The following is a 13574-nucleotide window of genomic DNA, read 5'->3' as shown; positions in this document are numbered from 1 at the left end:
ATTTATGAGTTTTAACATCGCACTTAGTGGTCTGGACGCGACCAACACAGAGTTAAACACCATCAGCCACAACATTGCCAACGCATCAACGTACGGCTTTAAAGGTGGCCGCACAGAATTTGCAGCGGTTTACAACGGCATGCAGCCTGGCGGCGTAGAAGTGGCGTCGATTTCTCAGAACTTCGATAAGAATGGTTCGGTGACAGGCACAGGCCGTGCAATGGACTTGGCGATCAACGGCAGCGGCTTCTTCGTGACGAAAGATCACATGGGGCAGATGCTTTACACTCGCGCCGGTGTGTTTGGCACTGATAAGAACAACTTTGTGACCGCAAATAACGGTGCCAAGTTGCAAGGTTACAGCGTAGACAACAATGCGAACCTTCAAACTGGCTCTGTTGGCGACATCAAAGTATCTACTTCTTCACTTAACGCAAAAGCGACCGACAATCTGGACTTTGTGGCGAACTTCGACGCAAGCGCAACGGCAGTCGACCAAGCGATTTACCCATTCGATTCTTCCGATCCAAACTCATTCAACTCTTCTTACACCACTAAGGTGTACGACTCACTTGGCAACTCGCACACGGTAACTCAGTACTTCACGAAGACATCAGATAACGAATGGCAAGTGAACGTGGAAGTTGACGGTGCACCAACGACGCCAGCAACGGCTCAAACGGTTCAATTCAATACTGACGGCACGCTAGCTTCTCCAACGGGTTCTTTTAACGTTGCATTTCCAGCTGCGGGCGCAAACGCAATGAGCATTGATATCAGCTTGAACGGTAGCACTCAGTTTGGCGCTGCGTTTGGCGTGAGCACTAACAACCCGAACGGTTACACCTCAGGTGAGCTTGCGGGCGTTCGAGTGGAAGACAACGGCATGGTTTACGCGACTTACACTAATGGCCAGTCTCAGCTGCAAGGTCAGGTTGTGCTTGCGGATTTTGCTAACACGCAAGGTCTATCGAAAGTGAGCGGCACGGCTTGGACACAAAGCTTTAGCTCTGGCGCGCCAATCATGGGTGTTCCGGGCACGGGCACATTGGGTGACTTAACACCGGGTGCGCTAGAGGGCTCTAACGTTGACTTAACCAGCGAGCTGGTTGCGCTTATGACGGCGCAGCGTAACTACCAAGCGAATGCGAAAACCATTTCGACCAATGACAAGCTGACTCAAGCTCTGTTCAACGCGGTGTAATGGGAGAGTCGCATGGATAGCTTGTTATTTACTGCCACGTCGGGTGCGAGTCGAGTTCTTAAGGCTCAGCACGTACGTTCGAACAACTTATCGAACGCTGACACCGCAGGTTTCCGTGCCGATATGGAACGCGTTCGCAGCGTTGAGCTACAAGGTGCGGGCTTTGATGGCCGTACAATGGTGGTGACCAACTCAGCCGCAACGCGTTTTGATTCTGGCGACATCATGAAAACCGGCCGCCCTCTCGATGTAGCGATCATGGGCGAGGGCTACCTCACCGTCGAAACGCCAATTGGCAATGAAGCATACACCCGAGCGGGCAACATCAAAGTCGATACCTTTGGCGCAATGAGCATCAATGGCTTCCCGGTTGTCGGTGAAAACGGTCCAATCGTTGTACCTAATTTTCAGAAGATTGAAATCAGTGAACGTGGCCGTGTTTCTGTGATTCCTCCGGGTGGTGGTGCAGAAGTGGAAGTGGGCACTTTGAAGATGGTGAAACCGCCAATCAACCAACTGCAAAAAGAGAGCGACAGCTTGCTACACAGCGTAGATGGTGTGCCTTTCCCTGCGGATGAAACGGTGCAGCTTTCTCCAGAGCACATTGAGGGCAGTAACGTGTCTGCCATTGATGAGTTGCTGAGTGTGATGTCGCTGACACGTAACTTCGAAATGCAAGTCCGCATGATGAAAACCGCAGAAACCTTGGCGCAAGCCGGAAACAAATTGATGGCGGCGAGATAACTCTTCCATAAAGGGATTCTCGTCCAAAGGAGATAACCAATGCATTCAGCATTATGGGTAAGTAAAACGGGCATGGCAGCTCAAGATACCAAAATGACTGCCATCTCTAACAACCTAGCGAACGTTAACACGGTCGGCTTTAAGCGTGACCGCGTGGTGTTTGAAGACTTGTTTTACAGCATTCAGCGTCAGCCGGGCGCGCAAGTCGACCAAGTGAATGAACTGCCAAGCGGTGTTCAGCTTGGTTCCGGTGTTCGCGTAGTCGGAACTCAAAAAGTCTTCACTCAAGGCAACACACAAAATACCACTCAAGAGTTGGATTTAGCGGTGATGGGGCAAGGCTTCTTTCAAATCGAAAACTCTGACGGTCAGATCATGTACACGCGTAATGGTCAGTTCCACATCAACTCAGAGGGGTTGATGGTCAACAGCCAAGGTTTGCCACTAGAGCCGCAAATTCAAATCCCAGACAACGCGATTTCGTTCTCTGTGGGTGTGGATGGCACGGTAACAACCACATCGGCTGACGATCCAACGCTTCAGCAACTGGGTCAAATCACGCTGGCGAAGTTCATCAACCCAGCCGGACTAGAAGCCGTTGGCGGTAACTTGTTCCGTGAGACAGAAGCAAGTGGCCCTGCGGATGAATTGATTGCAGGCGAAGACGGAGCGGGCAGCATCAAACAGGGCGCTTTAGAAGGCTCAAACGTGCAGGTAGTGGAAGAGATGGTCGACATGATCACCACTCAACGCGCGTACGAGATGAACGCCAAAGTTGTTTCTGCCGCAGACGACATGCTGAAGTTTGTCGCGCAATCGATGTAAGTAAGAAATTGGTGATGATGAAGGAAAAAGCAATGAAATGGCTTTCGAAGAGTTGGGCAGTTGCCGTCGTGTTGCTGGTGGGATGTGCAGGGCGTCAGGAGTTTATTCCACCTGAGCCAAACACAGAGGAATACGCGCCGCCAGTGCTGGATTACACCTTGCCAGAAGCCAAATCCGGCAGCCTTTATCGTCACCAATACACTATGACGTTATTCCAAGACCGCCGCGCTTACCGCGTGGGCGATGTCTTGACTGTGCAGCTTTCTGAAGAGACCGAGTCCAGCAAGAAAGCGGGCACTCAGCTTGGTAAAAGCTCTACCGTTGACTTTGCTACGCCAACCATTGGCACCAAAACCATAGATGAGTTGGGCGTGAGTATTGATGGCAGTCGTAATTTCGATGGCAGCGCATCTAGCTCGCAAGGCAACAAGTTACAAGGCGCGATCACCGTGACGGTGCATGAGGTACTGCCAAATGGTGTACTTCGCATTAGCGGTGAAAAGTGGCTCCGACTCAACCAAGGCGACGAGTTTATTCGCCTAACAGGTATTGTGCGTGTTGATGATATCAACCGCAGCAACCAAGTGTCTTCTCAACGTATTGCGGATGCTCGCATTACCTACGCTGGTCGTGGCGCATTAGCCGACAGCAACGCAGCCGGGTGGCTGACTCAGTTCTTCAACAGCCCATGGGTACCATTCTAATGAAGCCAATTAATGCATTCTTTACCTCTTTCCTATTGGCTCTGACCTTGGGACTTCCTGCTACTTCACAAGCCGAAGTGGAAATTCCGATCATGGACTTGGTGGATGTGCAAGGCATCCGAGAAAACCAATTGGTTGGCTATGGTTTAGTGGTGGGCTTAGCAGGTCAAGGTGACCGTAACCAAGTGAAATTCACCGCTCAATCGATTACCAATATGCTGCGCCAATTTGGTGTTCAGATTGATGACAGTATGAACCCGAAATTACGTAACGTGGCATCCGTTAGTGTTACCGCATCCGTTGACCCAATGGCGGGGCCGGGGCAAACCTTGGACGTAGTAGTTTCCTCTATCGGTGACGCAAAAAGCTTACGTGGCGGTACGTTACTGCTAACGCCACTGCGCGGTATCGATGGCGAAGTGTACGCCATTGCTCAAGGTAGCGTGGTGGTTGGCGGTTTGTCAGCCGAAGGCAGAAGCGGCTCTAAGGTGGAAGTGAACACGCCAACCGCGGGTCGCATTCCAAACGGAGCAACGCTAGAGCGAGAAATCGAAACCGACTTTAACCAACGCGATGAAATTACTCTGAACTTGCGTAAACCAAGCTTCACAACGGCGAAAAACATCGCCCGTGAAATCAACAATACTTTTGGTCCAAACGTAGCGAAAGCGATCAACAAAGCGCGAGTAGAAATGCGTGCACCAATGGACACCCAACAGCGTGTCACCATGATGTCGATGTTGGAAGAAATGAGCGTGGAAGAAGGCCGTAAACCAGCTCGAATCGTCTTCAACTCACGTACGGGTACAGTGGTGATTGGTAAGAACGTTAAGGTTGGTGAAGCGGCAGTAAGCCACGGTACTTGACTGTTCGAATCTCCGAATCTCAACAAGTCAGCCAACCGAACGCGTTTGCTGATGGTGAAACCAAAGTCGTGGATCAAACCCAAATCGAAGTAAACGAAGAGCAAGCGCAAATGGTGATTTGGCCTCCGGGTACGGAACTGAACACCATCGTCAATGCTGTGAACAGTTTAGGCGCAACGCCAACGGATCTGATGTCGATTCTGCAAGCATTGAACGAAGCAGGCGCGCTGAATGCTGAGCTTGTGGTGATTTAAGGAGTTAGCGATGAAGTTAGATACAAGCGGCGATCAAGCACAACTCAATACCATGCTGTATCACGACAACAGCGCCCTAGCGAGCATCAAGAAAAGCCGCGATCAAGAAGGAGCTCTTGAAGTGGTTGCGGGTCAATTCGAGGCGATGTTCCTACAAATGGTGCTACGCCAAATGCGCAGCAGCAGTGATGTATTGGCCGACAAAGACAGCCCGTTTGCTAGCCAACAACAAGGCGTGTTTCGCGATATGTACGATGGGCAATTGGCGATGGAGTTGGCGAAAAAACAGAGCTCCGGCATCGCCAATATGCTGAGCCAGCAACTGAGCCCTTCAATGCGCGAAGTGGCGTTCGACCAATCACGAAATGTCTCTCCGGCGAACGATGGAAAAGTGGTCGGTCTTGAACGCACATCACAACTTGAAAACGATGAAATCGCGATGAAGACCGACGCAGTTAATCCCACGCTGCAAGCGGTCGCCTCTGTTAAACAAGTGCTCGGTGAAGCCGGAATGACGACCGCGTTTACTCAGCCGCTGATCAGGAAAATGGAGCTGTAAATGAACCTTGTTAATATCGCCCTTTCAGGCTTAAACGCGAACCGTGTGGCGTTGGATGTGACCGCGCAAAACGTGGCAAACATCAACACGCCGGGATACAGCCGACAACAAGCGCTAACCGCGTCTGTTGGTGACGGTAAGTACAACAAGCTCAGCCCAGGCATAGGTGTTGAAGTGACGAGCATTCGCCGTGTCACAGACCAGTTCTTGGTGAAGCAAACGTGGTCCACCAACAGTTTAGCGGCGTATTCGGCAGGTTATACCACCGCAATGAGCCAGCTTGAGAACACGCTTGGCGCGGATGGGTTTAGTGTTTCTGCGGGGTTAGATTCCCTCAATGCTGCGCTTAATGATGCCACAGTAAAACCAGAGTCAATCCCATACCGTCAGCAGATCATTAATGAATCAGAAGCGTTGGCGCGCCGATTCAATACGTTAACCGAGTCCCTTCATAATCAGCATAAAGACATGAGTGACCAGCGCACTGCGGCATTGAACCATGCCAATAGCTTGATGGCGAACATTGCGGATGTGAACAAGCAGATTGTCGAAATGCAAGGCACAGGCGGTAACCCAGCACAGTTGATGGACACTCGCGATGTGTTGATTGGCGAGCTTTCTCAAATCGTTGAAATCAAAACTACCGATCAACCAGACGGCAGCATGCAGGTGACACTCGCTTCTGGTCAGCCTTTGGTAATGGGTTCGGATTATGGTCAGCTGACAGCGAAGCCTGACCCAAGGGACCCATATCTTGCGGATTTGAGTGTCGATTTCGCCTCGCAAAGCTTTGTCATTGACCATTCGGTAGGCGGCAAGTTGGGCGCGATTAACGATTATCAAACCGATGTGCTTAAGCCAAACCAAGTCGCTTTGGATGACATGGCAAAAGCATTGGCGGATGAATACAACGCTGTGCTGGCGACAGGGCAAGATCTCAACGGCAATCCGGGCAAGCCATTGTTTAGCTACGATCCGGCTAACCCAGCAGCGAGCCTCACCATTACTGATATCAGTGCGGAAGAATTAGCGTTCTCCAGCGATGGCACTCCGGGTAATGCAGATGTGTTGAATGACCTAATTCAACTGAGCAATAAGCCGGTTTCAGTCACTGGCTATGGCTCTCTGAGCTTAAACGATGCGTTCACCGCAATGGTCGGTGAAACGGCGATCAAAGCACGCCAAGCAGAAGCGGATTATGAAGCTAAGGCGGCAATGAACAAACAAGCGCATGCCGCGCGCGACAACGTCAGTGCGGTGAACAGCGATGAAGAAGCGGCGAATCTGATGACATTTGCTAACGCACACAACGCCAACATGAAAGTCATTAGCACTGCTAATCAGCTTTTCGACTCTGTATTGCAGTTATTCTAAAAGGAACCCGAGATGCGAATCAGTGACAGTCAATTTAGCCAAATGATGCTGCAAAGCCTGCAAACCAACAACGCAGGTTTGGGGCATGTTCTTCAACAAATGGCCACGGGTGACCGACTAACCAAGCTTTCTGACGATCCTATGGCGTCGATAAAGCTGCTGAACCTTGAACGTGAAAACAGCGCGATCGGCCAGTACCAGAGTAATATCGCCAATCTGAAAACCACACTTTCTGCTCAAGAAACCCATTTGGATTCGGTCAACGAGAGCTTAAAGAGTGTGCGTGATTTGGTGCTTTGGGGCGCGAACGGCACATTAACCGATGAAGATCGCAGCGGCATGATCATTGAGCTTAAAAGCTACCGTGATTCGATTGAATCTTCATTCAACGCCCAAGACGAAGAAGGTCATTACTTGTTTTCAGGTACTCAGACGGACACGCCTGCGGTGAGTAATGCAGGCGGTACGTACCAAGTTGATGGCAACAGCGATAAGCGCGTGGTCACCGTCGCAAAAGGCGTGACCATGGATTCCAACATGACGGCAAAAGAGATTCTGGAACTTGGCGGTGGCGATAACGTATTGAACCAAATCGATGCTTTGATTGCAGAATTTGAGAACCCGAGTCCGAATTTTCAAGCGGAAGTAGACGCTAGCTTATCTGCCATTGATGATACCTTGGCGAACGTACTGGGGGCGATGACAGAAATCGGTGGCCGCCATAACAACCTCGACCTAATGGACAGCGCACACGGCGAAAACAAGTTGTTCGTTGATAAGGTGACCAGTGACTTATCGGCATTGGATTACGGTGAGGCGTCAGTACGTTTGAGCAACTACATGGCGGCGTTACAAGCAACGCAAGCTAGCTACGTGAAGATCAACGATCTCAACCTGTTTGATCGTATTTAAGGAAGTTTTATATGGTGATGAGCACAGTAGAGGTAAGACCCCATAGCATACGCTTAGGTGGGCAAGAACAAGCCTCTATCATGCCAACCCGCTCAGCGGATTCGAGCAGTGTGATTAAGCCGCGTCCTACGCAAGTTCAGGCTGACACCGCGTCAGCCTATTCCGTTTCCGGTATTCAGCTTACTCAAGGCCAGCAACAAGCAACCGCGGTGCAAATCGCCTCCAAATCGTTGCAAGTGATTGGTAAAGAGCTGACTCAAATCAAGCGAGGTTTGACCCAAGCTGTCAATCAAGGCGTGCAGAATGTTCCTGGTTTGCAAGAAGGGCTAGTACGTTCTAAAGCGTCGATTCAACAAGTGGTTGAACAGGCACGCTTTGACGGTCAGAAAGTGATTGATAACGAACTGCACCTCAAACTGGATAAAGCGGATATTCGCCGTTTTTCCATCCCCGGTTTGAACGTGCATCGTTTGAGTGAGAAAGCCGAGCAAATCCGTTTAGACTTTCCGCAAGGTCAATCGGTGATGATCCAATTTGATGGTCAAGCCGATGGTGCGCGCACCGTGAAAATGCTCGACCGCAGTTTGATTGCGATGGGCATGCGAGCGTCATTGGCAGAAGACGGCACCATTTTGTTTGAAGCGCGCGATACCGCATATCAACAAATGCAGCAAAAGGTGCTAGTGACGGGTGAAGGTCATCGTTTTCCTGCAGGACAAGCGAATGTTCTGAACCTAAAATCAGAACCGGATGGCATCGCTGAGTTGAGCTTTGATTTAGGCTCTCGTGATGGCATTAAGCAAACCATCGCCAAAGTGAATCAGCATATAAGGCAGGTACAAACCAGCTTGGAAGAAGCCAAAGCGTTTCAGGGAGTATTGAACTCCCAAATGCGTACAGTGCAGAGCCAATCCAAGCAGTTAAGTGCTGCTGATGTCAATGCGAAACTCGATGGCTTTATGGCCACTTCCGGTCAGTTTAGCTCGACATTCCAAGCGCTGAATGCACAAGCGAATGTTCGTCGTCATACGGTTGTGGCGCTGTTGAAACAATTCTTTATTTGAAATGGACCCCAGTTGAAATAGCGCAGTAAGAACACTCCAAGATTCCCTTCTCAATTCACCAGTGGTTGCGTAACCCAGAAAAGAGTTGGGAATCACCTTTCTTATCTAAAACTTTATTCCGCTTGCTCGACAGGCTCTGCGACCGAGCGGTGCAGTTTTTGGAATAACCATCCTAATCCAATCAGTGATGCGCCTAGACCCAAGAAGCTGATCGCACGCCAGAAGCCATCCAATGAGCGAACATCCCACAAGAACACTTTAAGCGCGACGCAAGCCAACACGGCTAAGCCAATGCGTTGAATCGTCATTGCTTTGCGGGTTGCGCCAACCCAAGTCAGTATGCCGCCGACAATCAAACCAGCAATCGAGTAAGTAAACAGCTCTGCCATGCCAGTTGGCTGAGCTAGCGTCATCGAGATAGGTTGCCAGAACTGGCGAATCGACATACCTAGCCAAATGGCTGCCAAGATAAGACCAAAGCTGGCGACCACAGGGCGAGGGATCTGCAATGTGTTCCAACGCTTGTAAGTGGTTACTAGCAAAACAATCGCAGGCAGTAACCAGCCAAGAGACAGCATGTTGAACACAGGCATGGATTCCGCGGAAACATTATTGACCATCAACGGTGATTCAAGGCTATTGAGCAACATCATCAGCACAACAAAAGCGCCCCAAAGCAGATAGCTGTAAACTTGATAAACGCGCTCTAGTTGCTGCGCAAACTGGCTGCGATAGCTGTAAACTAACCCCATCACTAATGCTTGGTTAGCAAACACAATCGCCGAAGTGAAATCGATGTAGCCCAGGTAACCGTATTGCCCTGTGAGCCAGTAGTTGGTTTGGGTGAACACCGCCATCAAGAACACGTGTAAGAACGCCCCTTCAAACCAATTGGCGAGCTCTGTATCTGAGCGATGTAACACAGTGCGAGCGTAAGCAAGAATCGCCAACGACGGCAGGTAACTGATCAGCACCCAAGCCCAATGTCCTGCATTGACGGGTTGCCACTCTGGAATAAACGGTAACAGCGTAAGACGTACGACTAAGATACCCATGGCGACTTTGACTGCCCAACTCGCTGGGCGGAAAACATTGGCTTGAGTCTGCAACGCCATAACCGCTACTTGAATCGAAATAGCTGTCGTGAGCCATGTGTCATTCAGCCAAACGAAAGCCGTTCCGGCAATGATGGCATGCATGATGGCAGAACATTCCAATGCCAGCGCTTTGAACCTTTGTCCAAGTAAGGCGTAGTAAACCGCAATTGCAGCGGTGAAGAGCGTCCAACCTAAAACATGACGGCTCATGAACTCGTGGGTGTAGAGCAGGGTAATCAAGGTCATCGCAGGGGCGAGCACAAGGAAGAGGATGCCTGTTAGTTGAGAGCGGTCACCTGCGAGTGTCTGGAATAATGTTCTCAGTGCAATCAACGTAATACTAATGCCGAGCGCGAGCAGTACTGGCGTTTGTCCTTCAGCCATGTAGATAGATTCAAGCGCAATAGAAAGCAGCATGATCGCGGTAGAAGGCACCAATATCGATGGTAAATAGACTCTTAATGACCAAGTTTTACGAATGGCGGGTAGCCAAATCATGGCAGTAAAGAAGGCATAGAAGTAAATCATCTCAGTGGCATCAATGCTAGACATGCGAGCTAGTGCCGACAGCACTAATAATGTCAACGCGAGAGCAATACCTGTCGGTGGATGCGTCCATCTGCCTTGGCAATGACGGTAGCGCGGTTTGAGCATCCAACCCGTTCTTGGCACAGCAAACAGCAGGTACAAACTCAGAGAAAGGAAGAGCGCAAGCCACGAGAAAAGTTGCTCTATCGGCATGCTCTCAATCAGCAACAGCATCCACAAAATATGCGGCACGGTAATCGATGGTGAAATCCAAGCGTGTCTGATCTTTTGCATCAGTAGCGTTGCGGCAATTGAAATTGCAGTGATGTAGCCCGCGAGTAAGTAATAGTTAGGCTCTGCACCGCCAATCCAAAGTGGTGCTGAATAACCACCGATTAAGCCAAGCACAGCCATCAAAGGCCCTTGTCGTAGAGAAAGCGCTAAGCTCGAAAATGCCGCGACCGCCAAAATTACCAGTGATGCACTTGGCGATAAGAGTTGATAAAAGACAAACGCAAAGATCACCGTGCAGTAGATGCCAGTTAACCCTGTTCCGGTAATGGCGGCAGGAACGTAAGTAAAGCCTTTCGCTCGTCCTGCTCGGTCTGGGGATTTCTGCTCGCGGCGATGGAACCATTCACCTGCTATCACGGTAGCAAGAGAGATAGAGAATGCGATGGTCACGCGCATGATTGGTGAGAACTCAATGTGACTGCCAATCACTTGTACAAGGTAACCACCACCAATCAACATGGCGAGTGCACCAACCCAAACCAACCAGTTTTCTTGGATGTTGGTCAGCAGTTTATTGGCTTGTTTCTCAAATACGGATTCACTGCTTTGCGCCAGCCCTCCTATGTGTACTTCATCGAGTGACGGGAGGCTCGGCTCTACAATTGGTGGTGGTACTTCTTTGGCAGCTAGAGGAGCAGAGGTAGGCTCTGAAACCATTGTTGGCTTTGAATCTGATTTAAGCGTCGGAGCACTAGGTTGTGCGGGTTGTTCTGGCGACGCTTGTTGTGGTTGAGATGTGTGTTGCTCGGGTTCTTGGGCCGGTGGTGTGTCTCTCTCAAACCAACGCGCGCGCAGTTCTGCCAGTTCTTTATGAAGCTGAGACACTTCGTCTTCGAGCCTCGATATTCGACCGACTGCTTTCAATGTGATGAGTAAGGCGCAAACCGCCAAGATAACCGCCAATGAGATAAACAACTGCTGCACTCCCTGTCCTTGTTTCAGAATCCTTAACTTTGAGCAACTTAGCTAAGCTTAGTTCACTGTGTGCCAAGCTAACGGGATATACAACACAGACCGATAATTTTGAGAGAGAGTCGCATATTTGAACGAAAACTGGCGGAGCGTTCACTCTAAACTAATCTTTTTTATAGAGTTAATCGGTTTTGGGCGAAAGCTCACGAGAACAATAACAAATTAGGTGATGATAAATGCAAGTGGGCAACGAAGCGCTGGTGCTGTCGGCGGTTGGGGTAATAGGTTTAGGTTGTCAGTGGTTAGCGTGGCGAATGCGCTTACCTGCCATTCTGTTCTTGCTATTAGCAGGGATCATTGTCGGGCCGATCCTGCAATGGCTCAATCCAGACGACATTCTCGGGGATTTACTCTTCCCCTTAGTCTCTCTCGCGGTGGCGGTGATTCTGTTTGAGGGCAGTTTAACCCTTAACTTTAAAGAGATTCGTGGCGTGAGCGGTTCGGTGTGGAGCATTGTTTCTGTTGGCGCGATCATCTCTTGGGTGGCTACCAGTGTGGCGACGCACTATTTCCTTGATTTTACTTGGGAGCTTGCGATTTTGTTCGCCAGTTTAACCGTCGTGACTGGTCCAACGGTGATTGTGCCGTTGCTGAGAACCGTGCGCCCAAGTTCCAAACTCGCCAATATTCTGCGCTGGGAAGGTATCTTGATCGACCCATTAGGCGCGTTGTTTGTGGTGATGGTGTACGAGTTCATCGTCTCGCACAATGCCGTTAACAGCGTCGAAGTGTTCGGCACCATCATTGCGGTGGGCTTGATCCTCGGTGTCGCTTCTGGTGCTGCGGTGTCTACCGTTTTGCGCAGAGCTTGGTTGCCGGAATACCTTCAGCCATTTGCGGTATTGATGGTCGTGCTCGGTGTGTTCTCGATTTCTAATCAAATGGAATCGGAAGCAGGTCTGCTGACCGTTACTGTGATGGGCATGTGGCTGGCGAACGCCAAGGGCATCAATATTCAGCAAATCCTGCACTTTAAAGAGCACTTAACCATCTTGTTGATCACCGGGTTGTTCATCTTCCTTGCGGCACGCATCAGTCTTGATGATTTCGCGGCGCTTGGTAGCGGTGCAGTATTGCTGTTTATTTTCATGCAGTTGGTGTCGCGTCCACTTTCGATTTTCGCTTCAACCATTCGTAGCAATTTAACCTTCAAAGATAAGCTGTTCCTCTCGTGGGTTGCACCGCGCGGTATTGTTGCAGCATCCATCTCGTCTCTGTTTGCTATCAAGCTGACAGAATATGGCATTTCAGAAGCCATGCTGTTGGTACCAATGACCTTTATGGTGATCATAGGTACGGTGGTACTACAAAGTGCCACGGCGCGTCCTATGGCTAAAGCGTTGGGTGTGGCTGAGCCGGCGCCAAGAGGTTTCCTATTGATTGGTGCAAACCGAGTAGCGCAAGAGATAGGTAAAGCGCTGGCGAGATACGATCGCAAAGTTCTGCTCACCGATTCGAACTGGGACTACATTAGCCAAGTTCGCATGCTGGGCCTAGACCATTACTACGGTAACCCGATCTCTAGCCATGCTGATGACAACCTGAATCTGATTGGTATTGGGCAAGTGGTGGCACTGACGCCAGACCAACACTTCAACATTATGGCTTGTATGCAATTTGTCGGCGAGTTCGGCGAAGATAAAGTACATTGCCTACAGAAAACCAAATCTAACGGCAATGAAAAACACTCGGTTGCGGAAGAGTATCACGGCAAATTATTGATGGGCGGCAACGTCAGTTACACCCAAATGGCGAGTTTGCTGAGCCAAGGTGCAGAAATCAAACACACTAAGCTGAGTGAGAGTTTCACCTACCAAGATTATCTTGAGCACCACAAAGACAATTTGGTGATTCCGCTTTTCCATGTTGAAGAGAAAGGCAAAATTCAATTCTGTGATGATCCGGACCAGTTCACACCGCCTACAACCAGCACGGTGGTAGCGCTTATTCAATCCGTCGAGACTCAATAGTCTAAATGACATCTAGAACTGCCACTCTTGGCACATCGGAGTGGCAACATTGTTAATCGTTACCCAAGCTTAATAGAGCAGTGGGGCGCAGTGTTTTAAACGCTGCTCCTTAATATGATTCCTTAGTCATAAGGCCAGAGCCCACAAGGCTCGATTCGGTAAATAAATTGTTCAATTTCCGAATTTTCGCATTGACGGCAATGACAA

At 49.9% G+C, this 13574-nt stretch carries 10 protein-coding genes and 1 pseudogene; 10 read left to right on the top strand and 1 reads right to left on the bottom strand.

What is annotated here, in order from left to right:
* Positions 1–4 precede the first annotated feature (4 nt).
* The 9 genes and pseudogenes from flgE (at position 5) to H735_RS17960 (ending at position 8506) form a co-directional block, all read left to right on the top strand.
* A complete protein-coding gene (gene flgE, locus H735_RS18000; protein ID WP_005535960.1) occupies positions 5–1204 on the top strand; it encodes a flagellar hook protein FlgE in 1200 nt (399 codons plus the stop codon).
* A 12-nt stretch (positions 1205–1216) separates the two neighbouring features.
* Positions 1217–1948 carry a flagellar basal-body rod protein FlgF gene (flgF, locus tag H735_RS17995; RefSeq protein ID WP_020195731.1) on the top strand — a complete coding sequence of 244 codons (732 nt, stop codon included), beginning with the start codon at positions 1217–1219 and terminating at the stop codon, positions 1946–1948.
* Between the two features lie 39 nt (positions 1949–1987).
* Positions 1988–2773 carry a flagellar basal-body rod protein FlgG gene (gene flgG, locus H735_RS17990; protein WP_020195732.1) on the top strand — a complete coding sequence of 262 codons (786 nt, stop codon included), beginning with the start codon at positions 1988–1990 and terminating at the stop codon, positions 2771–2773.
* 32 nt (positions 2774–2805) lie between these two features.
* Positions 2806–3477, top strand: coding sequence for a flagellar basal body L-ring protein FlgH (flgH, locus tag H735_RS17985; protein ID WP_020195733.1), 672 nt, complete (start codon positions 2806–2808; stop codon positions 3475–3477).
* Positions 3477–4597, top strand: a pseudogene (locus H735_RS17980) (flagellar basal body P-ring protein FlgI). Before flgH ends, H735_RS17980 begins: the two are co-directional and overlap by 1 nt.
* A 10-nt stretch (positions 4598–4607) precedes the next feature.
* Complete coding sequence (locus tag H735_RS17975) at positions 4608–5156, top strand: rod-binding protein (RefSeq protein WP_020195734.1); 549 nt, start codon at positions 4608–4610, stop codon at positions 5154–5156.
* Complete coding sequence (gene flgK / locus H735_RS17970; RefSeq protein ID WP_020195735.1) at positions 5157–6530, top strand: flagellar hook-associated protein FlgK; 1374 nt, start codon at positions 5157–5159, stop codon at positions 6528–6530.
* Between the two features lie 12 nt (positions 6531–6542).
* Positions 6543–7442: a flagellar hook-associated protein FlgL gene (gene flgL, locus H735_RS17965; RefSeq protein WP_020195736.1), complete on the top strand. Its 900-nt coding sequence runs from the start codon at positions 6543–6545 to the stop codon at positions 7440–7442.
* An 11-nt stretch (positions 7443–7453) separates the two neighbouring features.
* A complete protein-coding gene (locus H735_RS17960) occupies positions 7454–8506 on the top strand; it encodes a flagellin (protein ID WP_020195737.1) in 1053 nt (350 codons plus the stop codon).
* Positions 8507–8619: 113 nt separating this feature from the next.
* Here H735_RS17960 and H735_RS17955 read toward each other — a convergent pair whose 3' ends face one another.
* The gene (locus tag H735_RS17955) at positions 8620–11349 is read right to left on the bottom strand and encodes a DUF2339 domain-containing protein (RefSeq protein WP_020195738.1); all 2730 of its coding nucleotides are present in this window, start codon (positions 11347–11349) and stop codon (positions 8620–8622) included.
* Positions 11350–11573: 224 nt separating this feature from the next.
* Here H735_RS17955 and H735_RS17950 point away from each other — a divergent pair, with 224 nt between their 5' ends.
* A complete protein-coding gene (locus H735_RS17950; protein WP_020195739.1) occupies positions 11574–13367 on the top strand; it encodes a cation:proton antiporter in 1794 nt (597 codons plus the stop codon).
* The last annotated feature ends 207 nt before the right edge of the window (positions 13368–13574 follow it).

Origin of the sequence: Vibrio owensii CAIM 1854 = LMG 25443 (assembly GCF_000817815.1) — a bacterium.
GTDB lineage: Bacteria > Pseudomonadota > Gammaproteobacteria > Enterobacterales > Vibrionaceae > Vibrio > Vibrio owensii.
Note: the sequence above shows the minus strand (reverse complement) of the source record. Positions and strands in the feature narration are given on the sequence as shown.